The organism is Flavobacteriales bacterium (genome assembly GCA_016715895.1).
Classification (GTDB): domain Bacteria; phylum Bacteroidota; class Bacteroidia; order Flavobacteriales_F; family PHOS-HE28; genus PHOS-HE28.
In genome coordinates this window covers 1,469,507-1,495,104 of the sequence record JADJXH010000004.1, presented here as the reverse complement: position 1 = coordinate 1,495,104, position 25,598 = coordinate 1,469,507, and the positions used below count along the sequence as shown (strand labels likewise).

Below are 25,598 nucleotides of genomic sequence, written 5' to 3'. Positions count from 1 at the left end.
GGGTCAGCGGATCTCTTCGTAGTCGGCGTCCTCGATGCGGCCGCCGTTGTGCGGGGCGCCGCGGCGATCATCGGCCCGTTCCACGCGCACGTCACCGCGGGGGCGCTCGTCGCGCGCGGCCCAGTGGGTGCCGGGCGGGCGGCCCTGGCGGGCCTGCTGCATGCGCAGCACCAGGCGCAGGGCCAGCCACAGCACCACCAGGATCAGGATGATCCGCAGGGTGCCGGTGGCGCTCAACAGCAGCAGGCCGGTCATGGCGGCCAAAGATAGCCGGACCGCCTTGGCCTCCGGGCCCGGTGCCGTACCTTCGCGGCGCCGTTCGTCCGCATGCCCCGTTCCGGCGTTGCACGGCCGATGGCGAACCCCACCCTCCCCATGTCCTCCTTCGATGCGCTGGGTCTCCGGCCCGAGCTTCTGTCCGCGTTGCGCACGCTGGACTTCCACACCCCCACCCCCGTCCAGGAACGCGCCATCCCCCTGCTGCTGAACAGCGACCACGATGTGGTGGTGCTGGCCCAGACCGGTACGGGCAAGACCGCCGCCTTCGGCCTGCCCCTGCTGCAGCACATCGATCCCGCGCACCGGCGCGTGCAGGCCCTCGTGCTGGCGCCCACGCGCGAGCTGTGCGTGCAGATCACCGGTGACCTGGAGCGCTTCGCCTCGGAGCTCAACGGCGTGCGTCCCGTGGCCGTCTACGGCGGGGCCAACATCCGCGAGCAGATGCGGGCCATCCAGCGTGGCACCCATGTGGTGGTGGCCACCCCGGGCCGCCTGCTCGACCTCCTCGGCCGCGAGGCCGTCGACCTCTCCCACGTGTCCACCGTGGTGCTCGACGAGGCCGATGAGATGCTCAACATGGGCTTTCAGGAGGACCTCACCGACATCCTCAGCAACACGCCCTCCGACAAGCGCACCTGGCTCTTCAGCGCCACCATGGGCAGCGAGGTGCGCCACATCGCCAAGCGCTACATGCGCAACAGTGAGGAGGTCCAGGTGGGCGAACGCAACGTGACGGCCTCGGCCATCCAGCACCAGTACTGCGTGGTGCACGCCCGCGACCGCTACGGCGCGCTGAAACGCTTCGTGGACGCCGACCCCGACCTGTTCGCCATCGTGTTCTGCCGCACCAAGCACGAGACCCAGGACCTCGCCACCCAGCTGGTGAAGGAAGGCTATGTGGCCGATGCCATCCACGGCGACCTCAGCCAGGCGCAGCGCGACCACGTGATGGGCCGCTACCGGGCACGCACCCTGCAGCTGCTCATCGCCACCGACGTCGCCGCGCGCGGCATCGACGTGAACGATGTGACGCACGTGATCCACTACGACCTGCCGGGCGAGGCCGAGAGCTACACCCACCGCAGCGGCCGCACCGCCCGCGCCGGACGCACCGGCATCTCGCTGAGCATCCTCGGCGTGCGCGACGTGCCCAAGGTGCGGCAGCTGGAGCGGATGCTGAACACGCACTTCACCTACGTGCGCGTGCCCGGCGGCGCCGACATCGGACGGGCCCAGCTGCGCTCCTTCCTGCGCCGGCTCAAGGAGGCCGATGTGGAGCATGAGGCCCTGGCCGACCTGATGGCCGTGGCCCAGGAGGAGTTGAAGGACCTCGACCGCGACGCGCTGCTGCAGCGCTTCATGAGCGTCACCTTCGCCCGCATCCTGGACCAGTTCCGCGAGGCCTACGACCTCAACATCGACATGAGCCGCAAGGACCATAGCGCCCGCCCCGAGCGACAGAGCTCGCGCGAGCGCTTCGCCACCGGTCGCCAGCTCTTCATCAACCTGGGCAGCGCGGACGGCTTCGACAAGGGCCGCATGCTCGGCTACATCTGCGGGGTGAGCGGCATCGGCGGCGAGCACATCGGCCGCATGCTGATCAAGGACGTGTACTCCTTCATCGACATCGAGCCCGCATGGTTCGACCAGGTGTTCAACGCGTTCAAGGGCGCCGACCACCGCGGCCGCAAGGTGCGGGTGGACGAGGCGCAGGGCGCACAGGGCGGCGGCGACAAGCCCCGCCGCAACGAGGGCCCACGCCAGGGGTACGGTCCCAAGAAGCCCCACCGCGGCTCCAAGCCCTACGCGGCGAAGGGCGGCTCGCGGAAGTGGTGATCGATCACCCGAGCTTGCGCAAGGCCTCCCGACGGCTGAGCGCCGATAGGGGCTGCCGGGCCACGAAGGCCTTCACCGCCGCCGGATCGGTGGTCGCCAGTTCGCGCAGCGCCCACCCGATGGCCTTGCGGATGAAGAAGTCGCGATGATCCGCGTGACGCGCGATGTTGCCGAACAGCAGGGCGCGGTCCGTGTCCTCCTTCCACCGGTTCTGGAACAGGATGGCCGTGCGGTTCAACCACAGGTCCGGGCCGGCGATCCAGCGTTCGTTCCATCGCGCGATCGCCTTCGGATGCCGCTTCAGGATCGTGCCGACGACATGCACCGCCAGCGCGTCCACCGTGTCCCACCAGCTCTTCGTGGTGATGAGCTCCTCCAGGAACGGCAGGTCGTCCGGGGTGAGCCGCTTCGCCTGCTTCATCAGCAGGTCCAGGGCCGTGTGGTGCCATTCGCGCTCGGGCTGCGCGAAGGCGGAGCGGGCGATCGCCTGCAGGTCCTCCGATGAGGGCGTTCCATGATCCGCCAGGTGCGCCTTCACCAGGGCCCGCCGGTCCGGGGCCTTGATGCCGAAGAAGGGCGCGATGTGCTTCATGTAGGCCTCCATGGCCGCGGCGTTCGCGGAACAGCGGTGCGCCTCGAACAAGGCAGCGAGCGGCCTCAACCATGGATGCAGCGCCACGCGTCGGCCCTCGCTTCTCATGGGCGGATGATGTTCGCCAGCAGCAGGTCGATCAGCGGCTCCACCGCGTCATGCGCCAGCACGCGGGTGCTGCCATGCAGGAAACCGTCGCGCTCCATGCGTGCCATCTGCTCCAGCAGCGGCGTGTAGAAGCCGTTCACGTTCAGCAGGCCCATGGGCTTGGCGTGCAGGCCCAGCTGGCGCCAGGTGAGCAGCTCGAACAGTTCGTCCAGCGTGCCGAAGCCGCCCGGCAGCGCCATCACCGCCTGGCTGCGTTCGTGCATCACCAGCTTGCGCTCGTGCATGTCCTTCACGGTGATGAGCTCGCTGACCCGCTCGTGCGCCAGCTCGCGCTCGGTCATGAAGCCCGGGATGACGCCCACCACGCGGCCACCGGCGGCCATCGCCGCATCGGCCACGGCGCCCATCAGGCCCACATGGCCTCCGCCGTACACCACGCCCAGGCCGCGGCGGGCAAGGCCCGTGCCCACCTGGGCGGCCACTTCGGCATAGTGCGGATCATGTCCACTGGAGGCCCCGCAGAACACGGCGACATGCACCATGCGGCCAAAGTAAGCGGAGGCTACAGCTTGCGGAGATCGAGGGTGTAGGACAGGCTCAGGATCCAGCGCTGGTCGGGCCGGCGGCGCCCATGCTCCCGATCGTGCACCACCGCGACGCCGATGGTGTGCGCCTTGGCCGGCCGCCAGGTGGTGCCCAGCCGGAAGCGCGTGGCGTCGTGGCGCCGCCCCTCGCGACCCAGCTCGCTGAAGAACTCCACCATCAGCTCCGGGTCGAAGCGGAACCCGCGGATGTCATAGCCCACGTCGAACCGGTTGCGGACCATGTGCCGACGCAGCCCCTCCGATCCGAAGCTGTGCTGGTAGCTCAGCCGGTATCCCAGGTCGAACCGGCCCACGCGGTCGCCCACCTGCGCGAAGAGCCCGAAGCGGTGGCGGTCGCGGTCGCGCACCCTCGCGGCGAAACGCTGTTCCACGGCCACATCCACCAGGCGATGCAGCTTGTAGCGGACCTGCCCCTCCAGGATGAACTGTCGGCCGCGCGCCAGCTCGTCACCGGTGCGGTAGCCCAGCTCCCCGGCGAACCGGAACCGCTTGGCCTGGTCCTTTCCCAACCAGCCCTCCAGAAAGCCCGGCGCACCGCCCACCACACCGCCCTCCAGCCAGAGCTGCCCGGAACGGCGAGGCTCCACACGCTCCTGAGCGACGACATGAAGGACGGGCCAGGCGACCATCAGGAGGAGGAGCGCGCGAAGCATGGCGGATGAACACCCGACACGGTGATCGGTTCACCCCGTCCTCGAACCGCGGTCACTGAAGGGCATCATCGGAACTTCGACGTCCTGCGGAACGGTCACGGTCATCTCCGCACCGCCTCACGCACCACCCTGAACCCGATATCCGGATACGCGATGAAGTCCCAGCGGTCCTCGTGCACCCCGTATGCCGGATGTGCGGTCGGGTCACCGAAGGCCACCATCTTGCGCCGCCGGGCGAAGGGATCGCCCTCGGTGCAGGGATAGGCGTAACCGAAGCGCTGGCAGGTGAGGCCGCTGTCGTCCTTGGCGGTGATCAACCAGCATCCCGGACCGTCCGCTGGGATGAGGCCCTGCTGCCGGGCCAGGAGCCACTCGCCCAACGCGGGCAGCCGATAGCTGAAGCCCTGGGCGGCATCACGCTGGCTGAGCCATTGGCAATAAGCAGCCGCCTCCACCCAGGTGAGGTTCACCGCAGCAGCTCCCGCCGCACCCTGCCGCGCACCGGCACCCTTGGCGAAATGGGTCACGAAGGCGCGATACTCCTCCACCGACACCGGGGCACTGATGGCGAACGCCGCGACGTCGATGGTGCAGCTGTCCTTGTTCACCAGCAGATCGCCCACGCGCACCCGGCCTGCAGGGACCGCGGTGAAGGACTGTGCCACCAGCGCGGAAGCACCGAACAGGGCTGCGGTCAGGATCAGGGGACGCATGGGCCGCAAGATCGCACCGGATCCGGTCGCAGCCGATCGGGTGCCTGTGGAAAAGTCCATCGCGTCCAGCCATGATCGAACGCCACCCCAGGTACTTTCGATGAACGATCCGACCACCATGCGTACTGTTCAAACGCTCACCGCATCTCTCGTTGCGATCGCCACGCACGCCCAATGTGTACAGAGCGACCTCGGCTTCGATCCGCTCCAGCGGAACGCCCGCACCAGCGAGGTGGCGTTCCTGTCCAGCGGCCTGGTTACGGTAGGAATGCCGATGCTTCCGAACGGTGTTGAATTTTCCCGCGGGGTCAACGTGAGCCGCATTGACGCAGCCGGCACCATGCTCTGGTTCAAACACTTGTTGCCCACCAACCCGGACATCAGCATGGTCAGCGCACAGGTGGCGGCCACCCTGGATGGGGGCGTGGTGGTTTGCGGCGACCTCGACCATGGAACACCCATACCCAGGTACCACAACCAATATCTGGTGAAGCTGGACGCGAGCGGTCAGGTGCAGTGGTCGCGGATCTACATGCTGCTGGACACGACCAACGCGCTGGGGGGCTTCGACTTCCGCGGGCATCGCGCCGTCGAGATCGCTGCGCTGGCCGCCGGTGGATATGCGTGGCAATTCCGGAACGAGCGGCAGCTGCATCACGTCACGCTGGATCCGAACGGCATGCCGGTCTCCTGCCGGATGTACGTGGATCACGACCTGATCCACCAGCGCGGGGTTTCCGCGATCCACCCGGACGGAAGCTGGTTCCACGGTTACTTCGGGGACAGCGTGTTGTTCTCCGCTGGAGCGTTCGGGTATTTCATCGCGGATGCCAGCGGTGCGGTGCAGGTGGCCCGGCGTGCCCAGGCTCCCTACGCCAGTGGGTATGTGACGGACGCACTGGCCTTGTCCAATGGTGACCACCTGCTCTGCGGGGTGAGCGCGACCGGAGCGCTGTTCCGCATCGATGCCGCCGGGCAATTGCTGTGGCGCCGGGAAAGCTGGTGGCCTGAAGAAGCAGTGGAACTCCCGGACGGCACCATCCTGGGCAAGCATGCTTCGCGCCTGCTTCAGTTCACGTCCGACGGGTACAGCATGAACAGCTGGTAGGCGAACGACAACGGCAGCTGGTACACCCTGGCCGCCAAGAACGACAGCCTCATCGCGGTCCGTGAACCCATCGGTCAGCCCCGATCGGTGGCCCATCTCGCCGGCTCGTTCGTAGACCTCACGTCCGGCTGCGGCCTCGCCCCGCTCGGAAGTATCACGGTGAACACCCCGTCCGCGGCGGCATTTCCGGTGACGATCGATGTGGATACCTCCGCGATCAAGACCTGGACCCTTTCGCTGAACGGCACCACCAACGACATGCTCGACCTGGCGGCCTTCGCCGAGATCGGCCCGCTGCGCCCGGGTTTCGCCACCACGCTCGTGGGATCGGCGATCAACCTCTCGGCATCCAATAGCGCAGGGTTCACGGTCACCTGCGCTCTGCCCGGCCTGCTGACCGTGTCCAGCGTCCAACCGACCCCCACTAGCTACATCGGCAACACGTTGACCTGGAGCGTGTCCGACGGCCTGGAACCCTTGACCTATTGGTCCTTCCAGATCGAAGCCTCCCTGCCGCCCGACCCACAGCTCATCGGCACACAGCTCGGTGCGGTGGTCACCGTGACCCACGACAGCGCCGAGGTGGACGTGAGCAACAACAGCAGCACCGTCACGCGCACCATCACCGGCGCCTACGACCCCAACGACAAGCTCGTGCGCACCAGCAGCGGCCTGAGCGACACGGAGTACTACCCCGCCGAGGACAGCTACCTGGACTACACCATCCGCTTCCAGAACACCGGCAACGACACCGCCTTCACCGTGGTGCTCACCGACACGCTGCCCGAGCTGTTCTCCGTGGCCAGCTTCACGGTGCTCGGCGCCTCCCATCCCTACACCTACCAACTGAGCGCACAAGGCGTGCTCCGCGTCACCTTCAGCAACATCCTGCTGCCCGACAGCGGCACCAACATGGCCGCCAGCCAGGGCCTCTTCGCCTTCCGCATCGCGCCCGACCACGTTCCGGTGGTCGGCACCACCATCACCAACGTGGCCGACATCTTCTTCGACTTCAATCCGCCCATCCGCACCCCGGACGCCACCGTGGTGGTCACCGCGCCCACTGCGGTGCCTGAACCTGCGCGCACGGGCGATGTCGTCATCCATCCCAACCCGGCGCGCGACCGCATCGAGGTGCTCCTGCCCGCCGACCTGGAGGTCTCCGGCTTGTCCATTGCCGGGCTGGACGGTCGCATCCTGCAGCATCAGGGCCTGGCCATCACGCGCGGCCGACTGACGGTGCCGTTGCAGGGCCTGGCACATGGCCTGTATGTCCTGAACCTCTACAGCACCGAAGGAAGGGTGCACAGCGCGCGCTTCGTGGTGGAGTGAGGAGCCCGCGCTCACCGCGCTCAAGCCCGGGTGATGGACACGCGTTCCACCCGGGCTTGTTCGTTTCGTACGCGAGCATCCGCCCGGTGCGATCCGTTCCTGCGGCTACCTTCACCTCACCTACCGGACACCCATGATGCACCGCACCACCACCCTCCTCCTGCTCTGTTGCGCGGTCCACGCTCACGCGCAATACTGCTCGCCATCCTTCGCCAACGGCTGCTTCAGCTGGCAGAACCAGAGCCTCACGCTGGGCACCATCAACTGGACGGCCGGAAGCGACTGCTTCACCAGCGACTTCACCAACCTCAGCACGGTCCTCACCCCCGGCGTCGCGGAGCCGATGACGGTGACCAGCGGCAACTGGACCGGCTGCGCCGTGTGGGTGGACCTGGACAACAACGGCGCCTTCGAGGACACGGAGAACCTGTACTACAGCTACGTCGGCGGATCGCCCAGCTACACCTACTCCTTCTCCATCACCCTGCCCGCCAACACGCCGGCCGGCACCTACCGCATGCGCGTGATCGCCCCTTGGGGCTCCGACGGATTCCTGGATACGAACACCAACGGCTACGGTCCGTGCGGCGCTTTTCAGTACGGCAACTTCAACGACTTCACCGTGGTGGTGAGCGGTACGAACGGGGTCGGAGCCCCATCCGCCACCGAGGCCGGTCCGCTGCTCTTCCCCAACCCGTGCACCGATCGCCTCTCCATCCAGTGGCCCGGACCGGGCGTTGGACCGCTGACCCTGATCGGCCCTGACGGACGGATCATCCGCACGCTCATCGGCACCGAACGTGCACCCCTTCGCACGATCGACGTCTCCGGATTGGCATCCGGTACCTACGCCCTCACCGGCGCCGGACGTACACTGCGCTTCTCCAAGGAGTGAGGCGCTTCAGGGACGGGCGATGACCACCACGCTGGCGCGCTCGCCGGCGGCCGTCGCGATCCGCAGCGCATAGCATCCTTCTGCAAGCGACCGAACGTCCACTGCGGCGGAAGCATCAAGGCTTTGCTCCAGGACCATTCGGCCCTGCATGTCATACATCCGAACGGTGCCCGCGCTTGTGATGCCGTTGAGCATCACCCGATCGCACGCGGGGTTCGGGAACACCCTGATCCCGGAACCCCGTTGCGGATCCTGGATGCCGATCGTGGAACAGCCATCGACGAAGTTGTTCAAGGGCCAGGTGGTGAGCGGGCGATCGAGCCGCAGCATCGGTTTCGGCCCGAGGGCTTCCAGTGGGAACGACAGCGTATCAGGCAGGTGGTCCGTTCGGATCAGTGTGAGCGGAAGCAGATCGCAGGCGGGTACGCCGTTCGCATCCACCTTCTTCACCTGGAACGCCTGGTGCACATTGTCGTCCGTTCTGCGCGTCTCCCCGCAGGCGATCCCACCGTCGGAGGTAGTGATGATGCAGCGGCTCAGCTCCTGGTGACCGCCGCTGTACGCGCTGGACACCACTCCTCCCGTCGCGTCGAGCCGGATCAGCGGGGTCGCTTCATCATCGCCCGACGCGCTCACCTGCTCACCGACAAGGAAGCGGTCCCCATCGGGCAGCTGCACATGATCGTACATCCACAGCTCGCTTCCAGCAGCGTCGCGGTAGGCCTGCGCGGCCACGGCACCGCCCAGGCTGTCCAGCACCATGTGGAACGCGCCGCGGTAGAAGGTGGAGTCCATGTACGAACCGGTCCAGGAGAAGCGGCCATCCGCACCCCGCTGCAGGCTGTGGATCGTGAGGGTCGTATCGGGGAGCACCCACACCCGGTCCTGGATCACAGCACACATCGTGTCGAGGAGCGCGACGCGCGAAAGCTCGTACTTGGTGGCCGCAGCGATGGCGTATCCACCACCGGGGATCAGCACAAGGTCCCTGGCCTCATCCGGACCGGAGTAGCCAAAGGCCCGCGTCCACAGCAGGCCGCCAGCGCTGTCCACCTTCATGATGAACAGGTCCCGTGTGGCCGGATCACCAGTGGAGCCCAGCAGGTGGAGCGCGCCATCCGCGTCCCGGCGCACGCTGCGGCCGGTCACCGTCTCATCGGGGTCGTAGGCGCGATAGCGATGGCTCCACAGCACGACCCCGGCCGCATCGAGCTTGAAGAGCGACAGGTGCATCCGCTGCGTCGCCGTTTCGCGCACATGACCGAGCAGGATCACGCCACCATCCGGATCGGCCACGGCATCGGTGATGTACCCGGACCAGCCAGTACCACCGGTGTACGTCAGGCCCCAGACCAGGGAACCGGTGGATGAGAAGCGGACCGCGAACTGATCGGAGTTGTTCGGCTCTGTGCCGTTCCCGGCGATGACCAGGTCCCCGTTGGTGGCTTCGATCACCGCGTTGACCTGCCCACCGGAATAGCCGTAGTGTGCGTACGAGGTGAACACCGGCTGACCTGCGGTCCGGAGGCTCGCGAACGCCGCCAGGAGGCACAGCATGCCGCCTGCAGCGGTGGACCGGACGGAACACATCGGATGGACAAGGTAATGAGCCGGTCCTCGCGGACCGGCTCGCCCCGGCGCATCCCTGGAAAGGAAGAGGGCGGCCCGCTTGGACCGCCCACTTCGCGTGCAGGCTCTCCTGATGCCTACTTCTTCAGGTCGAAGCGGTCCAGGTCCATGACCTTCGCCCAGGCCTTCACGAAGTCCTTCACGAACTTCTCCTTGCTGTCGTTCTGGGCGTACACCTCGGCGATGGCGCGCAGCTGCGAGTTGCTGCCGAAGACCAGGTCCACGCGGGTGCCGGTCCACTTCAGCGCACCGCTCCTGCGGTCGCGGCCTTCGTAGGTGCCGGTGTGGCCGTTGCTGAGGGCGGTCCAGGTCGTGCCCATGTCGAGCAGGTTCACGAAGAAGTCGTTGGTGAGCTGGCCGGGCTTGCTGGTGAACACGCCGTGCTTGCTGCCGCCGCTGTTGGCGCCCAACACGCGAAGGCCGCCCACGAGCACCGTCATCTCCGGCGCGCTCAGGGTGAGCAGTTGGGCGCGGTCCACGAGCATCTCCTCGGCAGGGATGCTGTAGAGCTTCTTCTGGTAGTTGCGGAAGCCGTCGGCCTGGGGCTCCATCACGGCGAAGCTCTCCACGTCGGTCTGCTCCTGGCTGGCGTCACCGCGGCCGCTGGTGAAGGGCACCGTCACGTTGAAGCCTGCATCCTTGGCGGCCTTCTCCACCGCAGCACAGCCACCCAGCACGATCAGGTCGGCGATGGACACCTGCTTTCCGCTGGCCTTGAAGTCGGCTTGGATCTTCTCCAGCGCGCTGAGCACTTTGCCGAGCTGCGCGGGGTCGTTCACCTCCCAGAACTTCTGCGGAGCGAGGCGTACGCGGGCACCGTTGGCACCGCCGCGCTTGTCGCTGCCACGGAAGGTGCTGGCGCTGGCCCAGGCCGTGGCCACCAGCTCGCTCACGCTGAGGCCGCTGGCGAGGATGCTGCTCTTCAGGGCCGCCACGTCCGCATCGGCCAGCTTGGTGCCGGCGGGAACCGGGTCCTGCCAGATGAGGTCCTCCTTCGGCACTTCGGGACCGAGGTAGAGGCTCTTGGGACCCATGTCGCGGTGCGTGAGCTTGAACCAGGCGCGGGCGAAGGCGTCGGCGAAGGCCTGCGGGTCCTTGTGGAAGCGGCGCGCGATGGGTTCATAGATCGGGTCGAAGCGGAGCGAAAGGTCCGCCGTGGTCATCGCAGGGCGGTGCTTCACGTTGGGGTCGTGCGCATCCGGGATCATGTGCTCGGGCTTCACGTCCTTGGCCAGCCACTGCCAGCCACCGGCGGGGCTCTTCACCAGTTCCCACTCATAGCCGAAGAGCATGTCGAAGTAGCCGTTGTCCCACTTGGTGGGGTTCGGCTTCCACGCGCCCTCCAAGCCGCTGGTGATGGTGTCCTTGCCCTTGCCACTGCCCATGGAGTTCTTCCAGCCGAAGCCCTGCTCCTCGATGGCCGCGCCTTCGGGTGCGGGACCCACATGCGACTCCGGTCCGGCGCCGTGCATCTTGCCGAAGGTGTGGCCGCCGGCGGTGAGCGCCACGGTCTCCTCGTCGTTCATGGCCATGCGCTTGAAGGTCTCGCGCACGTCCTTGCCGCTGGCCACAGGGTCAGGGTTGCCATCGGGACCCTGCGGGTTCACGTAAATGAGGCCCATCTGCACGGCAGCCAGCGGGTTCTCCAGGTTGCGCTCCCCGCTGTAGCGGCTGTTGGGCTTGTCGCTGGTGGCGAGCCACTCGCCCTCGCTGCCCCAGTAGATGTCCTCCTCCGGCGCGAAGATGTCCTCGCGACCACCGCCGAAGCCGAAGGTCTTGAAGCCCATGCTCTCCATGGCCACGTTGCCGGCCAGGACGAGCAGGTCGGCCCAACTGAGGCTGTTGCCGTACTTCTGCTTGATGGGCCACAGCAGGCGGCGCGCCTTGTCCAGGTTGCCGTTGTCGGGCCAGCTGTTCAGCGGGGCGAAGCGCTGGTTGCCATTGCCGGCGCCACCGCGACCATCGGCGGTGCGGTAGGTGCCCGCGGCGTGCCAGGTCATGCGGATCATGAGGCCGCCGTAGTGACCCCAGTCGGCCGGCCACCACTCCTGCGAGTCGGTCATCAATTTGGTGAGGTCGGCCTTCACCGCCTTCAGATCCAGCTTTGAGAAGGCCTCGCGGTAGTTGAAATCCGGATCCAGCGGGTTGCTCACCTTCTGGTGCTGGTGCAGGATGCTCAGGTCGAGCTGCTCGGGCCACCAGTCCTTGTTGCGGCGGCCGCGTCCGGCCACCGGAAGGGCTTGGGCGCCGTGCATCACGGGGCACTTGCCGGTGGACTGTGGGGTGACGCCCTCCAGCGGGGCGCCATGGTGATGATGTTCGTGTGACATGGGCGTTGGGTTTATCGGCGCGAAAGCCCAAGGGCGGCCTTCGCAGGGTTCGGTCGTCCGGTCGTTCCTGATCGCCGGCAAGGTCCGGCGTGGAGGGCGAAGCTAGCCTGACGATCATCATCGAGCGTTTCGATAGTTTCGATGCCGTTATCGACCATGTCTAATGACCCTCCAGCAGCTCCAGTACATCGTGGCCGTGGCCGACAGCGGCCAGTTCAGCAAGGCCGCGCGCCAGTGCCACGTCACCCAGCCCACGCTCACCATGATGGTGCGCAAGCTGGAGGATGAGCTCGGCGTCACCCTCTTCCAGCGGAAGGTCCAGCCGGCCCGACCCACGGTCGAGGGCGTGCTGCTGATCGATCAGGCGCGCGTTGTGCTGCGCGAGGCGGGCCAGTTCCGCGACCTGGTGAAGGAGCTCCGCACCGGCACCTCGGGCACCTACCGCATCGGCATCCTCCCCACGCTCGCGCCCTACCTGCTGCCGCTCTTCCTGGAACGCTTCGCCGACGCGCATCCCGAGGCGGGGCTCTCCATCGATGAGCGCAGGACCAGCCGCATCCTCAAGGGCCTGCGCAGCGGCCAGCTCGACATCGGCATCCTGGCGGGACCAGTTGATGACGACGACCTCGAAGCGATCACGCTCTTCCACGAGCCCTTTCTCGTTTACCTGCCCGATGGCCATGCCCTGCTGAAGCGAAAGCGGATCGCCGCCAAGGACCTGCGCAAGGCCCCGCTGTGGGTGCTGAGCGAGGGCCATTGCCTGCGCGACCAGGTGCTCAGCGTGTGCCAGCAGCCCAGCGCGGCCGGCCACCGCAACATCCACTACAGCACCGGCAGCATCGAAACGCTCAAGCGGATGGTGGTCAGCGGCAACGGGCTCACGCTCGTCCCCGAGCTGAGCGTGCGCGGGGACGAACGCAACGTGCGCCGCTTCGAGGCGCCCGAGCCCGTGCGTGAGGTGGTGCTCGTGGTGCGCAGACCCTTCGTGCGGCGCAAGGCCCTCGACGCCCTGGCGGAAGCGATCACCGCATCGGTGCCGAAACGGTTCAGGAGCGTGGAGAAGGAGGTGGTGCCGGTGGTCGGGTGATCAACGACCGATCACGACCCGAGGCCCACTTCGTCCAGCCTGGCCAGCGCCCGACGCGCCTCCCACCGCTTGGTGGCGAACATCCACCACAGTCCGCCGGGGACCGCGAGGACCAACAGGAGCATGGACCAGCGCGCACCATCCATGGCGTGCGTGCGCACCACCTGGACCAGGAAGCCGACCGTGACCAGGCTCGCGATCAACGCCACCCGTGCCGGCCACGGGGAAGGCATGCTGTCCGTGCCCGCTGTGAGGTCGCGGAAGGCCAGGGTGTCGAACTCATCCCGGCCACCGCGCCCGACCAACGCTTCCACGCGATGGCCAGGCCGTACGGGCGTTCCCGCGCGTTCGTCCACCAGAAAGCGCTCGCCGTCCTCCAGTTCGATCACGAAGTACACCACCGTGTGGTAGCCCTCGCGCGACAGGTCGTCCCGCGACCGGTTGCGCTCCTTGTGCTTCACGGTACCGCGGATCACGCGCGTCCCGGCCCAGGGACCGAGCGAACGCTTCAACCGCTTCCACCGCGTTCCGTGCCCTTGGTCCGTGTGCCTGTTGTAGATCGAGGTGACCATGACACCGTCAGCGGCCAGCTCCAGGATCACCTCGTCACCAACGGTCAGACCCAACCGCGCGGACTCCCGCAGCTCCAGCTTCAGCTGCCGGTCGCCCATGGTGAGGTAATGCCTCCGTATCCGGATGCCCTCATCGTCGAAGTACGTCGCCTGGACGAGCTTGGTGATACGCCCCTGCATGGTCATCGATCGCTGCCGCAAGATCGGCGTTCGCGCCCTTGGGGCGGCCGGGCTATCTTGCACCCGATACCGGCGCGAGCACGACCTGACCCGCGCCTTCGTTCACCCCGGACCGCGTGGCGGTCCCAGAGCGGCATCCCGCATCCGCTCGGTCGGGTCGGTCCATCGGTGATGCGTTCAGCGCGGCCGATGCACAACCCCGATACCGCAGCTCATCATGACGCACCGGAGCCTTTCCATCCTCGCCGGCATCAGCTACTGGATCATCTTCTTCGCGGCCATCTTCGCCAACTTCATGATGCTCGAGCGCATCAAGGCCGACCCGGTGGCGGCGGTCACCGGCCAGCACATGCTGGTGCGTGCGGGCATCATCGCGTTCATGGTCACCGTGGTGTTCGATGTGGTGGTCGCCTGGGCGCTGTACGTGCTCTTCAAGGACCACGCCCTCTCCTTGCCTGCCATGCTCTTCCGCATGATGCACGCCGCCATCATGGCCGTGGCCGTCTTCGCATTGCCGTTCGCCTTGCAGGAGACCACCGCCGAGGCCGTTCTGCATCAGGTGGAGGTCTTCAACACCATCTGGCTGATCGGCCTCTTCTTCTTCGGCTTCCACCTGCTGCTGCTGGCCCGCATCCTTGGGCGGCCGCGCTTCATCGCCCTCTTCCTCGCCATCGCGGGCATCATGTACGCGGTGGACACCTGCGCACACTTCCTGCTGCCCAACTACGCGGTGCATGCGGAGACCTTCCTCATGCTGGTGGCCGTTCCCAGCATCCTGGGCGAAATGGCCTTTGCCGTATGGCTGCTGGTGAAGGGCGGGAAGGAACCCGCCTGAAAAGTGACGGTCCGGTGCGATCGACACTTGGGCCGCCTCACCGCCGCACGTATTCGCTCTGCACCAGCCCGCCCGGAACGTTGCGGCTCTCCACCAGCTTCAAGGGGATGTCCTTCTCCAACGGACCGAAGAGCCGGATGCCCTGGCCGATGAGCACCGGCACATGGGTGACGATCAGCCGGTCGATGAGGCCCGCCCGCAGGAAGCGTTGGATGGTGGCACCACCGTCGATGTAGAGGCTCTTGTGGCCGCGCTCGGTCAGCTGGCGCACCACCTCCTCGGGCGTGGCGTTGAGCAGCTCCACATCGGCACCGCGTGCATGCGCAACGGACAGATCCACCTTGCCACTGCTGAGCACGAAGGCCTTCCTCGTATACGGCCATTGCTCGAAGCCCAGCACCACCTCGAAGGTGTTCCGTCCCATCACGATGGCGTCGATACCGGCCATGAAGGCCTCGTAGCCGTGGTCGCCCATGGCAGCGCTGCCGTCGCCTTCCAGGAAATCAAGCGCGCCATCGGGACGGGCGATGAAGCCATCGAGGCTGAGGCCGCAGAAGACCGAGCAGATGGTGGGCATGACGCAAAGATCGTGGGGACGCGGGACGGACGGTACACCGTCATCCGGTCCGCCCACGCCACCTATCTTCATCCTTCGTGAACGATCCACAGCTCATCCCATACATGCGAACGCTCCTCGCCGCACTGCTCTGCTGCGCATTCACGTGCACCTGTCCCGCGCAACCCTTCCAATGGGTGTCCACCCTGGGCGATGTCGGCGTGGACCGCACCGAGTGCATCGCCACTGACCTTTCGGGCAACGTGTACATCGCGGGGTCCTTCACCGGTCTGCTCGACCTTGATCCGGGGCCCGCCGAGCTGGCCGACTCCACCAATGGATCCACCGACTTCTTCATCCAGAAATTGACCCCCACAGGTGACCTGATCTATGGATACGCCTTCGGCGGCATCGCCCAGGAAGTGGCCACCAGCATCACGGCCGATGCGGCGGGCAACGCGTACATCACCGGCTACATCCAAAGTCCGTTCGATGCGGACCCGGGCCCGGGCAGTTTCCTCATCGGTCCGGCCGGGATCCTCGATGTCCTCATCCTCAAGCTCGACCCAACGGGCAACTTCCTCTGGGCGCACGTCATCGGCGGAGCCACCTTGGAGAACGGACGCGCCATCGCGCTTGACGCCGCATCCAACATCCACGTCGCCGGGTACTTCTCGGGAACGATCGACTTCGACCCCGGCCCCGGCTCGAACTTCCTCACCTCCGCCGGCGGGAACGACATCTTCGTCCTGAAGCTCGATCCCGACGGCGCCTTCCTGTGGGCGGCGACCATGGGCGGCCCCGGCATGGACATCGCCGAGGCCATTGCCGTCGACGATCAAGGGAACGTGGTCACCACGGGCACCTACGCCCAGGACGCCGACCTCGACCCGGGCGCGGGCGTGGCCACACTGACCTCCGTCGGTGGCCTGGACGTCTTCGTGTCGAAGCTGGATGCCAACGGCGCGTTCCTCTGGGCAAAGGGCTTCGGCGGCCTCTCCAGCGAGGATGCCGGACGGTCCGTCGCGATCAACAGCCTCGGTGAGGTGCACGTCGCCGGCCATTTCGCCAACAGCGTCGACTTCGACCCCGATGCGGCCGTGGACCAACTGTCCGCCGCTGGGAGCATCGATGCCTTCGTCACCGCCTTCGATGCCGCCGGCGCCCACCTCTGGGCCGCACGCATCGGCTCCACCGGTGAGGACCGCGGCTATGCGCTCGTCGCCGATACGGCCGACCAGCTCTTCCTCACCGGCTTCTTCTCCGGCACCGCCGACCTCGACCCCGGCCCGGGCAGCGCCCCTGCGCTTTCCCTCGGCGGCACCGACGCGTTCGTCCTCCGGCTCGACCCCACAGGAGCGCTCCTCAGCGCCCTCACCTTCGGCGGCGCCGGCGACGACCGCGGGAACGCCCTCGCCATCATGACGGATGGATCCTTCGCCGTCGGTGGTCGCTTCGCGGATACGGTCGACTTCGACCCCGGCGTCGGCGAAGTGCTCCGCGCATCCGCCGGCCTGGATGATGCGTTCGTGCTGAAGTTCGGCGACTTCAGCACGGCCATCGCGGACGCGGCGAACGAGCCGATGCGGCTGTTCCCCAACCCCGCCACGGACCACCTCATCGTGCACCGCACAGAAGGAACCCGCGCCGTGCCGTACCTCATCCTCGACCCGCCCGGCCGCACGCTGCTGCGGGGCACCCTCAGCGGACCGTACAGCACGCTCGACATCAGCGCCCTGCCGCCCGGCCCCTACCTCCTGCGCACCGGCGATGCGCCACCGCGCGTTGTTCGGTTCGTGAAGCAGTGAAGCGAAGCGCACGGCCACCCTGCGCGACACACCGCTCAGCACCAGCGCCCACCCGCTGCTGATGGATGGGAACACGCGCGTGGAGGGCCCGTGGCAGGATGCCGGCGTTCTTCAGCGTGCGGGAGGATGGAGCCCGCACTGCTGGTCGGCCGGCTTGACCTCACCTCCTCGGCTCCAGGTACACCAGGCCCGCCGGGAAGTGGTAGGTGATGGTGAATTCGTTCAGCAGCCCCTGGCCGATGAGACCGTCGCAGGCATGTCGTGAAGCCGCGTTCACCGGATCCACCTGGTACACCACGGGCACATTCCGCCAGCTACGGCCTTGCACGCCGGCACTGGCCAGCTTGCCATGGCGGTTGTGCGTGACGGTGGGCTCCGCACCGAAACCGGACGTGCCCCGATACCGCTTGCCGGGACGCATCAGCCCGTGCGCCACCACCGCGTGGTTGTAGAAGGTGAGGTGGTTGTCCGCTCCGGTGTCCAGCTTCACCATCACCTCTACGGGGTCCTTCCGCCCATCGGGCACCACCTGCATCGGGAAGCCGTAGGTACCCGAGTCGAGTTCGGTGGCCGTGATGCCTGCGGTGCCGCCGCTGTGCACATAGGTACGCGCGTCGTGGACGCGCATGCGCATCGCATCCAGGTCCGTACACACCACGGCGCGGCTCAGCAGGTCCACACCCAGGATCGCATCGATCGGGACCTTGTAGTGTGCGCTCAGATGCCCAAGGTCCATCAGGAAAAGCTCCACGCTGTCCAACGCGAAACGTTCGCCCAGGCGAAGGCTGTTGTTCGGACTGTGTGCCGCCTGCACAGGCCTCCCCGAAGTGCCGATGGAGAGCGAGTCCGTCAGCAGCAGCCCGCGCTCCCGTGCCACCCGATCGTCCACCACCGTCACGCCCGCGCCCGAATCGAAGAGCACGTTCAAGGGCACCGGATCATCGTTCAGGTACACCGCGATGAAGAGGAGCTTGCTGCGCCTGGTCATCGGCAGCTCCACCAACGCCTCCTGCGCGCTTGCGACGAGGACGAGGAACGTGGTGATGATGATGGACGGGAGGCGCACCGGATGAAGATACTCCAGGCCTGCACTCCACACATTGGCGGACATGCCCATGGAAGGCAGCAGAGCGATCCGGGAGGTGATCCTGAGATCGTCGCTTTACTGCCTTCAGCGTAGCCGCCGGCTGTACGCAGGCGCAAAGCAACGGTGGTCGGTTTAGGTTTGTCATGATCATTAGGAACTCCCATACACATGGCCGCTGAACTCGACGCTGCCACGCGCAGCATGATCGCCAATCTGCAGGAGAAGACCGGGAAGAGCCTCGAGGAGTGGATGGCACTCCTCGCCTCCAAGGGCTTCGCGAAGCACGGGGAGCGCGTGAGCTTCCTGAAGAACGAGCATGGGCTGGGTCACGGGTACGCCAACCTGGTGGCACTGATGCTCAGCAAGAGCGCAGCCTCCACCATGGACGACCGGGGATCACTGGTGGATGCACAGTACAAGGGTGCCAAGGCCGCGCTGCGTCCGATCCACGATGCGCTCGCGCACGCCCTGATGGGATTCGGCAAGGATGTGGAACTGCTGCCGATGAAGGCTTACGTGAGCGTGCGCCGCAAGAAGCAGTTCGCCATCCTGCAGCCCAGCACGGCCGACCGCTTCGACGTGGGCATCAACCTGAAGGGCACCGGACCGAAGGGCCGGTTGGAGGCCAGCGGCAGCTTCAACACGATGGTGAGCCACCGCGTGCGCATCGCCCATGTCAGGGAGGTGGACAAGGAGCTGATCGGCTGGCTGCGCGAAGCGTACGAGCGCGCCGGATGAGCGAAGCGATCCCGAAGATGGTGCTCCGCGCGCTGACATCCGCTGGCGCAGATGCGGTCAGTTCACATGGCTTTCAATGAACGCCACGGCGAACGTCCGTTGATGGTGACCCACGTTGATCTCGGACGCATCCCATTCACCACTTTCGATCAACTTTGGCCTGGATCAAAGACTTACACCCATGTCACAACGCCGAGGCAATCCATTCTTCAGTTGGTCCTTCCTGCGCATGATGCTGGGCATGCCCCAACTGCTCAAGACCTGGCAGGTGGGCGATGGCCGGGAAGAGAAGCTGGCGCAGAAGGTGCTGTCCACCGCGCGCAAAGGCGATGCCCGTGATGTCATCCGCGTGATCGATGAATTCGCCTGGGGTGAGAGCTTTCTGATGAACGTGGGCGATGAGAAGGGCGCCATCCTTGATGCTGCACTGGCCAACGCGGCGCCCAGGCTCATCCTGGAGATCGGCACCTATTGCGGATACAGCGCGCTACGCATGGCCCTGGCCGCGCCGCAGGCGCGCATCGTATCCCTCGAGTTCAATGCGGCGAACAAGCATGTGGCAGACCGCATACTCGCGCAGGCAGGTGTCAATGATCGGGTCACCGTGGTGCATGGCGTGCTTGGTGACGAGGGCAAGACCGTCGCAGCGCTGAAGCACACGTTCGGTTTCGGCCCCGGCAGCCTCGAGTTCGCATTCATCGACCACGACAAGAAGCACTACATGCCCGACCTCATGCGCATCGTGCAGGAAGGATGGCTGCGCAAAGGCTCCGTGGTGGTGGCGGACAATGTGGGCTTCCCCGGCGTGCCGGACTACGAGGCCTACATGAAGAGCGAGGAAGGCAAGACCTGGCGCACCGTCACGCACAACACCCTTGTGGAGTACCAGACCACGATCAAGGACCGGGTGCTGGTATCCACTTACCAGGGTGCTGCGTGAGGCGCGCATCACCTGAACCGAGCTGCGTGCAGCACGCTCATGGCCTCCTCCTTGGTGTAGGACCTCCCTTTGCCGCGCAGGTGCTCCGCCCGGCGGCGCTCCAGCTCCGCCCAGTCCTCTTCGCTCATGTCCACATCCGCTTCCGGCACCTCCTCTTCAATGGTCTTCGCGATGCCCTGCAAGGCGGCCTCGTCCCATACCTGCATCAAGCGCTGGATCAGGTCGAGCTTCTTGAGGGCGTTATCCATGGCGATCGAATGTTGACCAAAGTCAGGGCACCAGAACATGCTTGACATCATCGATGCGCGGCAGGAACCTGAGACGTTGCTGTGGTGATCACGGCTCCGAGCCGCCGGGTCGACGCCTTCCCGGCTCAAGGCCGAAACAGCGCGACAGACCCGGCGGAGCTTTGGTGGGACACCTCCGGTGGTCGACCGCATCGTGCAGCAGGTGGAATTCCCCGTGCTGCTCGCCTCGATCAAATACATTGTGCCAGTACGATCACGCGCGGAGAACCGCGCGCTCTTCGTTCAGCTGAAGAACGCGCCGCCCGAGGCGTGGAACGCGGTGATGGATGCCGTGCGGCCGGTGATGGAGGCTGGCGAGCAGGAGGCGGTGGTGGGGTGAGAGCTGCGGTTGCGCGCGGCAGTTCGGATGCCCTACGGTGGTTGAAAGACTATCTTTGAGCAAAGCACTGCCATGCGCAACATCCAACTCACGGCACACATCGAGCGCGATCCCGAGACAGGGCTCTACATCGGCATGGTGCCCAGCATCCCGGGTGCGCACACCCAGGCCAGAAGCTTGGATGAACTGCAAACGAACCTGAAGGAGGTGGTGGAACTGTGCTTCGAGGAGATGACCAAGGAAGAGATCGAAGCACTGCCCGAGTTCGTCGGCCTGCAATCGTTCTCCATCGCGGTATGAGCAAACTGCCCATCGTGGATGCGCGGACCTTCGAACGCATCTTGCTCAAGTGGGGCTTCGTGGTGGTGCGACAGAAAGGAAGCCATGTCTTCTACCGGCACGCGGATGGGCGCTACACCACGCTCCCACATCATAAGGGTCAGGACATCAGCCGTCCTTTGATCCGCAAGATCCTCAACGAGATCCAGATGACGCCCGATGCCCTCGTGGCGGCGTTGAACGATTGATCTCGGAGCCCTAATGCGCCGAAAGGGCCAAAGGCTACTACGCTCCTGTTCTTCTCAAGCATAGCTATAGGCTACGCTCAGATGCGCACCCTGCGGTGAGACAGGCCACGGCCGGTGGGGGACGGTCCGTTCTACCTTACCCAGCCCTGTGATCGGCCAACTAATGAACACGCGATCGCACAGGCGGACCGAATGGACCCCATGACGCTGACCTACCGGACGGGCACTCTTGCCGATGCCGCGGCCTTGCACGCGTTGGGGCTCCGATCCTATGGACAGTACCGGTCCGCCTTAACGCCGGCCAATTGGGAGAAGTTCCATGCGTTCATGGCCGCTCCGGACACGTACGCGCAGTTGATCCGTACCTCGACGTGTTTTGTGTGCGAACGTGACACGGAGATCGTCGGCATGGCCTTTCTGCTGCCGAACGGTCGGCCCATGGACCTGTTCGATGCCGCATGGAGCTACATCCGCATGGTGGGCGTGGACCCGGAATACACCGGGAACGGGATCGCCAAACGCCTGACCACGATGTGCATCGACCACGCGCACCGCACCGGGGAGCGATACATCGCCTTGCACACCTCGGAATTCATGGATGCCGCCCGGCACATCTACGAAGGCTTCGGGTTCAAGGTCGTCCGCAGCCTCACGCGGTACGACAAGCAATACTGGATCTACCTGTTGGACCTGAACACGGATCGGAATGATCGACTATCGCATTGAACCAACCCTGTCCGTGGAGGAGTTCCGGGAGGTCCTGGTGAACTCCACCCTCGGAGAACGAAGACCGGTGGACGATCACGCGACCCTCTCCAAGATGGTCCAACACGCCAACCTGATCGTGACCGCTCGTGAGAACGGGCTCCTGGTCGGCATTGCCCGCTCATTGACCGACTTCGACTACTGCACCTACCTGTCCGACCTGGCCGTCCATCGCGATCACCAGCGGACCGGGATCGGGAGGGAGCTGATCAGACGCACCAAGGAAGCCGCCCCCAAGGCCAGGCTCATCCTGCTCTCCGCCCCCAAGGCGGAGGCCTACTACCCCAAGATCGGCCTGACGCAATGGCCGCAGTGTTACGTGCTCGACCGGGTCGAGGACCTCCAATGAACCGCCATGATCAACTATGATGGAAGGGTCTTCCGGCCCATCTCGAACACGGACAACGGCGAGACCTCGGACGAAACGGTCTTCCTGTATCGTCAGGTCGGCCACATCCTCACCTCCGCCTATTCCGGCGGCAGGATCCAACAGGGGCACCTGATCGGTCTCGTGGACGAAGAGGGCCGCATCGACATGCGGTACCACCAGGTCAACGACCGCGGCGAACTGATGACCGGCATCTGCCGGTCCACGCCCGAAGTACTCCCCAACGGAAAGATCCGCCTGCACGAATCGTGGGAATGGACCTCGGGGGACCGCACGAAAGGGGCGTCGGTTCTCGAGGAACAATGAGGTGGTGCGCGGATCCCGTGTGATCATGCGGAGAACCCGAACGGACCCAAAGCCGCATAGGTTCGGGGCCGCAAGGCACGGCTTCGGGTCGCTGTGTCTGTCCCGCAGCAGCAGAGGCGTCCCGCATGCGCGACAGACCCGGCGTAGGTTTGGGAGAACACCCTGCGGTGGTCTAGATTGCCACCTATGAAGCACCCGGTTCGAGCATATCTGTTGTCGAGTGTCCTTCTCGCCTTTGCAGGATCAAGCGCCGCTCAGCAAAGCTCACCGGCAATTGAACTGATCGAATACACCAACGACAGCCTTGGCTTCAAGATCGATCTGCCTTGCGACCCGCAATGGCAGAAGCCATCCATACCAGGCTCAAAAGCCGTGCTCGTTTGCGCCGCCACGACCCCCATGGTCATCATCAATAGCGAGCGAAGGAGCTTTGACGAGAACAAGGCGTTTGACGAGTATGTCAGGAAGCAAGTGCAGGTCGGTGCTATGCCGTATGAGCTGACCCGAGAGAAACTGGATGGGCATAAGGCGAGGCGCGTACGACTCTCAGCGAACGGTCAGGACGTTGAGCTCTGGGTGGTAGCCACTAAGACCGATCGGCTGCATATGTTCTCCTTCGTACAACCATCCGGACAACTGGCCAGTGCCATTCCCAGCATTGTTGCGTCCATCAGGTTGAAGTGAGATCTGATGATTGCTCGGTTTGCAGGGTCGTCGCCATCGCCTCGTAAAAACCTCGCGAGCGCGAAAGGCCCGGCGGAGGTTTGGGCGGACACCCTGCGGTGGTCCAGAATGGACATATCTTGATCCTCACAACGCAAACGGAACATTATTCCGCAACCGATGAGTAAAGCGCTCGCGATATCGACTGGTCTAACGCTCCTGACTTTGGGAGCTTTCGGCCAGCAGTTGAACGATGTTCAAGAGATCGTTACACTCGCCAAGTTCTACCGCACGAACCACGGTTTATCAGGTTCCGAGGATGCCGCCTTGATCGCCAAGTATCAAGGAACCAAGTTCGAACACGTTGCGGCCTTCATACAAGAGGCTGCCAAACCGAACAACCGCATCATCGAAAGAGAGTACTTGTCTTGCCCGGATTCAGCTACCTTGAAGATCTTCCATACGATCATCAGGGTAAACTACAACATGTATGAGGCGAACCCGGAGGATAACACCATTGTCGCTCAAACCTATTTGAAGAAGGATGTCAGCCGGCACGAACAGATAAGCGCGTACTACTCGAGCCTTTTCGTATCGGTCATCAACAAGAATCGTCCCTTCAACTATTCCAAGAGGAACTGGGACCTTGATGCACTGGGGTTCAAGGACGAGAAGGAAAAGGCCGTGTTCTTCTTGGTGTTCGTCGACGAGCTAGGGTCGCAGCTATCAAGCTACCTGAAGGCAATGCGCGGCCCGAACTGGAACGGGATCGAAGAGTACGCACCGCTATTGCCCCTGATCAACGGCAAGCCCTACTATCAGTTCGACGAGTTCTACTTCAAGGACTTCGAGATGAACATCTACAAGAAGGACCGCAATTTCATGGAATACTACATGCCCATTTTCTATGACATGCTGGTGGCTCACCTTCTCATGTTGGAGCAGAAGAATAAGCCAACTGCGGAGATCCATGACCTACTCCTGACTTCCATCCTTTCAAAGGAACAGTACTACAAGTATTGCAAGCGCATGGATGTAATATCGAGCCACTTCATCAAGCGCGATTAGGGACCTTCGAAACCATCATGTTGGCCGTAGGGTCGTCCTCCTTGTCGCAAGTGTTCCCGCCCTGCCGTTGATCCGTCTGAACAGGCGGGACTGTAAGCACCCCCTGAAACAGGTGCAGGTGAAAGTAGAAACACCTAACCTTGATCAGGATGAAGAAGAGCAGATTCACCGAGGCGCAGATCGTTGGGATGCTGCGCGAGCATGAGGCGGGCAAGAAGGTGGCGGACCTGTGCCGGGAGCACGGTGTGAGCCAGCCCACGTTCTACCAGTGGAAGGCCAAGTACAGCGGCCTGGACGCCAACCAGCTCAAGGAGTTCAAGGAGCTGAAGGCCAAGTATGCCCGGCTGGAGAAGATGTACACTGAGGCGCAGATGGACCGCCAAGTGCTCAAGGAGATCATCGAGGGAAAGTTGTAGGCCCGGACGATAAGCGAGAGATCGTGCGCCGACTGGTCGAACAGCGCCAGTACAGCGAACGCCGGGCCTGCAAGCTGTTGGACTTGAGCGCGAGCGTGTACCGCTACGTGCCCAAGGAGAAGAACGATGCGGAGGTGATCGAACACATGATGCGGGTGGCGGAGAGCGAGGCGCAGTGGGGCTTCTCGTTGATACGGATCCACATGCGCAACGAGGGCTGCAAGGCCAACAAGAAGCGTCTGCATCGGATCTACAAGGAGTGCAAGTTGCCCCAGCGCAAACGCACCAAGCGCCGTGTCCCCGAGCGGGTGAAGGACCCGATCGTGCTGCCCATCGGGCCGAACATTACCTGGAGCATGGACTTCATGCACGATGCGCTGTCCACCGGCCGCAAGTACAGGACCTTCAACGTGATGGACGACTTCAACCGGGAGGCCTTGTGCATCGCGGTGGACACATCCCTGCCAGCCCCTCGGGTGATCAGGGAGCTCGAACAACTCATCGAGTGGCGCGGCAAGCCCGAACGCCTGCGCATGGACAACGGGCCGGAGTTCATCGCGCAGGCCATGAAGGAATGGGCTGCGGCCAAGGAGATCGAGTTCGCCTATATCCAGCCTGGCAGGCCCATGCAGAACGGCCTGATCGAGCGCTTCAACAGGACATACCGGACAGAAGTGCTGGATGCCTGGATCTTCGAGTCCCTCGAACAGGTCCGGCAAATGTCCCAGGAGTGGATGTGGCGCTACAACCATGTGCGCCCGCACGGTTCGCTGCTCCGCCTCTCGCCCCGTGCGTTCCTGTTGAAATGTGGACAACTCCCTGCCCACTACACAGGCTCACGCGCGGAGTTCCCCACAGTTCAACAGGACATCCACAACACCACCACACCTAGAAGTACCTTTACAATGCACTGCGCCTAAAAGGGGGGTGCTTACAGGACCATTTGTGACCACCA

Annotated in this window: 30 protein-coding genes; 19 read left to right on the top strand and 11 right to left on the bottom strand. The window is 64.8% G+C overall.

Annotated features, from left to right (window positions below; all coding sequences use genetic code 11):
* Positions 1–3: 3 nt before the first annotated feature.
* Positions 4–255: a hypothetical protein gene (locus IPM49_15175; GenBank protein MBK9275862.1), complete on the bottom strand. Its 252-nt coding sequence runs from the start codon at positions 253–255 to the stop codon at positions 4–6.
* A 120-nt stretch (positions 256–375) separates the two neighbouring features.
* Between IPM49_15175 and IPM49_15170 the strand changes: the two genes are divergently transcribed.
* Complete coding sequence (locus IPM49_15170) at positions 376–2,115, top strand: DEAD/DEAH box helicase (GenBank protein ID MBK9275861.1); 1,740 nt, start codon at positions 376–378, stop codon at positions 2,113–2,115.
* A 4-nt stretch (positions 2,116–2,119) separates the two neighbouring features.
* Here the strand turns inward: IPM49_15170 and IPM49_15165 are convergent, their stop codons facing one another.
* The 4 genes from IPM49_15165 to IPM49_15150 all read right to left on the bottom strand — a co-directional run bounded on the left by IPM49_15165 (position 2,120) and on the right by IPM49_15150 (position 4,786).
* The gene (locus IPM49_15165) at positions 2,120–2,815 is read right to left on the bottom strand and encodes a DNA alkylation repair protein (GenBank protein ID MBK9275860.1); all 696 of its coding nucleotides are present in this window, start codon (positions 2,813–2,815) and stop codon (positions 2,120–2,122) included.
* Entirely contained in the window at positions 2,812–3,357 is a 546-nt protein-coding gene (locus tag IPM49_15160) for a TIGR00730 family Rossman fold protein (protein ID MBK9275859.1), read from the bottom strand. The genes IPM49_15165 and IPM49_15160 overlap by 4 nt, the downstream gene beginning before the upstream one ends.
* A gap of 20 nt (positions 3,358–3,377) precedes the next feature.
* Entirely contained in the window at positions 3,378–4,073 is a 696-nt protein-coding gene (locus IPM49_15155; protein ID MBK9275858.1) for a DUF2490 domain-containing protein, read from the bottom strand.
* A 101-nt stretch (positions 4,074–4,174) separates the two neighbouring features.
* Positions 4,175–4,786, bottom strand: a complete 612-nt coding sequence (locus IPM49_15150) for an SUMF1/EgtB/PvdO family nonheme iron enzyme (GenBank protein ID MBK9275857.1) — start codon at positions 4,784–4,786, stop codon at positions 4,175–4,177.
* A gap of 118 nt (positions 4,787–4,904) precedes the next feature.
* Between IPM49_15150 and IPM49_15145 the strand changes: the two genes are divergently transcribed.
* The 3 genes from IPM49_15145 (at position 4,905) to IPM49_15135 (ending at position 8,121) form a co-directional block, all read left to right on the top strand.
* On the top strand, positions 4,905–5,894 hold the full coding sequence (locus IPM49_15145) for a hypothetical protein (protein MBK9275856.1): 990 nt from the start codon (positions 4,905–4,907) through the stop codon (positions 5,892–5,894).
* Positions 5,895–6,053: 159 nt separating this feature from the next.
* Positions 6,054–7,226: a DUF11 domain-containing protein gene (locus IPM49_15140; GenBank protein ID MBK9275855.1), complete on the top strand. Its 1,173-nt coding sequence runs from the start codon at positions 6,054–6,056 to the stop codon at positions 7,224–7,226.
* Between the two features lie 133 nt (positions 7,227–7,359).
* Positions 7,360–8,121 carry a hypothetical protein gene (locus IPM49_15135; GenBank protein ID MBK9275854.1) on the top strand — a complete coding sequence of 254 codons (762 nt, stop codon included), beginning with the start codon at positions 7,360–7,362 and terminating at the stop codon, positions 8,119–8,121.
* A 6-nt stretch (positions 8,122–8,127) separates the two neighbouring features.
* On the opposite strand, the gene IPM49_15130 is transcribed toward IPM49_15135, so the two are convergent.
* Entirely contained in the window at positions 8,128–9,711 is a 1,584-nt protein-coding gene (locus IPM49_15130) for a T9SS type A sorting domain-containing protein (GenBank protein MBK9275853.1), read from the bottom strand.
* 116 nt (positions 9,712–9,827) lie between these two features.
* A complete protein-coding gene (gene katG / locus IPM49_15125) occupies positions 9,828–12,080 on the bottom strand; it encodes a catalase/peroxidase HPI (GenBank protein MBK9275852.1) in 2,253 nt (750 codons plus the stop codon).
* 163 nt (positions 12,081–12,243) lie between these two features.
* Between katG and IPM49_15120 the strand changes: the two genes are divergently transcribed.
* Positions 12,244–13,167 carry a hydrogen peroxide-inducible genes activator gene (locus tag IPM49_15120; GenBank protein MBK9275851.1) on the top strand — a complete coding sequence of 308 codons (924 nt, stop codon included), beginning with the start codon at positions 12,244–12,246 and terminating at the stop codon, positions 13,165–13,167.
* A gap of 11 nt (positions 13,168–13,178) precedes the next feature.
* Here the strand turns inward: IPM49_15120 and IPM49_15115 are convergent, their stop codons facing one another.
* Positions 13,179–13,925, bottom strand: a complete 747-nt coding sequence (locus IPM49_15115) for a hypothetical protein (GenBank protein ID MBK9275850.1) — start codon at positions 13,923–13,925, stop codon at positions 13,179–13,181.
* A gap of 211 nt (positions 13,926–14,136) precedes the next feature.
* On the opposite strand from IPM49_15115, the gene IPM49_15110 reads away from it, so the two are divergent.
* On the top strand, positions 14,137–14,754 hold the full coding sequence (locus tag IPM49_15110; GenBank protein MBK9275849.1) for a DUF4386 domain-containing protein: 618 nt from the start codon (positions 14,137–14,139) through the stop codon (positions 14,752–14,754).
* Between the two features lie 37 nt (positions 14,755–14,791).
* Here IPM49_15110 and IPM49_15105 read toward each other — a convergent pair whose 3' ends face one another.
* The gene (locus tag IPM49_15105) at positions 14,792–15,331 is read right to left on the bottom strand and encodes a dihydrofolate reductase (protein ID MBK9275848.1); all 540 of its coding nucleotides are present in this window, start codon (positions 15,329–15,331) and stop codon (positions 14,792–14,794) included.
* 104 nt (positions 15,332–15,435) lie between these two features.
* Here IPM49_15105 and IPM49_15100 point away from each other — a divergent pair, with 104 nt between their 5' ends.
* Positions 15,436–17,118 (top strand): hypothetical protein, encoded by a 1,683-nt coding sequence (locus tag IPM49_15100; protein ID MBK9275847.1) that lies wholly within the window; start codon positions 15,436–15,438, stop codon positions 17,116–17,118.
* Between the two features lie 160 nt (positions 17,119–17,278).
* Here the strand turns inward: IPM49_15100 and IPM49_15095 are convergent, their stop codons facing one another.
* The gene (locus IPM49_15095) at positions 17,279–18,184 is read right to left on the bottom strand and encodes a clan AA aspartic protease (protein MBK9275846.1); all 906 of its coding nucleotides are present in this window, start codon (positions 18,182–18,184) and stop codon (positions 17,279–17,281) included.
* Positions 18,185–18,373: 189 nt separating this feature from the next.
* On the opposite strand from IPM49_15095, the gene IPM49_15090 reads away from it, so the two are divergent.
* Both IPM49_15090 and IPM49_15085 read left to right on the top strand, forming a co-directional pair.
* Positions 18,374–18,943, top strand: coding sequence for a DUF4287 domain-containing protein (locus tag IPM49_15090; GenBank protein MBK9275845.1), 570 nt, complete (start codon positions 18,374–18,376; stop codon positions 18,941–18,943).
* Between the two features lie 181 nt (positions 18,944–19,124).
* Positions 19,125–19,883 carry a class I SAM-dependent methyltransferase gene (locus IPM49_15085; GenBank protein ID MBK9275844.1) on the top strand — a complete coding sequence of 253 codons (759 nt, stop codon included), beginning with the start codon at positions 19,125–19,127 and terminating at the stop codon, positions 19,881–19,883.
* 8 nt (positions 19,884–19,891) lie between these two features.
* Here the strand turns inward: IPM49_15085 and IPM49_15080 are convergent, their stop codons facing one another.
* A complete protein-coding gene (locus IPM49_15080; protein MBK9275843.1) occupies positions 19,892–20,131 on the bottom strand; it encodes a hypothetical protein in 240 nt (79 codons plus the stop codon).
* Positions 20,132–20,309: 178 nt separating this feature from the next.
* Between IPM49_15080 and IPM49_15075 the strand changes: the two genes are divergently transcribed.
* The 10 genes from IPM49_15075 (at position 20,310) to IPM49_15030 (ending at position 25,563) form a co-directional block, all read left to right on the top strand.
* The gene (locus IPM49_15075; protein MBK9275842.1) at positions 20,310–20,510 is read left to right on the top strand and encodes a hypothetical protein; all 201 of its coding nucleotides are present in this window, start codon (positions 20,310–20,312) and stop codon (positions 20,508–20,510) included.
* 72 nt (positions 20,511–20,582) lie between these two features.
* Positions 20,583–20,810 carry a type II toxin-antitoxin system HicB family antitoxin gene (locus IPM49_15070; GenBank protein MBK9275841.1) on the top strand — a complete coding sequence of 76 codons (228 nt, stop codon included), beginning with the start codon at positions 20,583–20,585 and terminating at the stop codon, positions 20,808–20,810.
* On the top strand, positions 20,807–21,037 hold the full coding sequence (locus tag IPM49_15065) for a type II toxin-antitoxin system HicA family toxin (GenBank protein MBK9275840.1): 231 nt from the start codon (positions 20,807–20,809) through the stop codon (positions 21,035–21,037). The genes IPM49_15070 and IPM49_15065 overlap by 4 nt, the downstream gene beginning before the upstream one ends.
* Before the next feature lie 201 nt (positions 21,038–21,238).
* Positions 21,239–21,763, top strand: a complete 525-nt coding sequence (locus IPM49_15060; protein ID MBK9275839.1) for a GNAT family N-acetyltransferase — start codon at positions 21,239–21,241, stop codon at positions 21,761–21,763.
* The gene (locus tag IPM49_15055; GenBank protein MBK9275838.1) at positions 21,744–22,151 is read left to right on the top strand and encodes a GNAT family N-acetyltransferase; all 408 of its coding nucleotides are present in this window, start codon (positions 21,744–21,746) and stop codon (positions 22,149–22,151) included. Before IPM49_15060 ends, IPM49_15055 begins: the two co-directional genes overlap by 20 nt.
* Before the next feature lie 6 nt (positions 22,152–22,157).
* On the top strand, positions 22,158–22,496 hold the full coding sequence (locus IPM49_15050) for a n-acetylglutamate synthase (protein MBK9275837.1): 339 nt from the start codon (positions 22,158–22,160) through the stop codon (positions 22,494–22,496).
* A gap of 186 nt (positions 22,497–22,682) precedes the next feature.
* Positions 22,683–23,180, top strand: a complete 498-nt coding sequence (locus tag IPM49_15045; GenBank protein ID MBK9275836.1) for a hypothetical protein — start codon at positions 22,683–22,685, stop codon at positions 23,178–23,180.
* Between the two features lie 159 nt (positions 23,181–23,339).
* A complete protein-coding gene (locus IPM49_15040; protein MBK9275835.1) occupies positions 23,340–24,227 on the top strand; it encodes a hypothetical protein in 888 nt (295 codons plus the stop codon).
* A 149-nt stretch (positions 24,228–24,376) separates the two neighbouring features.
* Positions 24,377–24,643 (top strand): transposase, encoded by a 267-nt coding sequence (locus tag IPM49_15035; protein MBK9275834.1) that lies wholly within the window; start codon positions 24,377–24,379, stop codon positions 24,641–24,643.
* A 23-nt stretch (positions 24,644–24,666) separates the two neighbouring features.
* Complete coding sequence (locus tag IPM49_15030) at positions 24,667–25,563, top strand: IS3 family transposase (GenBank protein ID MBK9275833.1); 897 nt, start codon at positions 24,667–24,669, stop codon at positions 25,561–25,563.
* Positions 25,564–25,598: the final 35 nt, after the last annotated feature.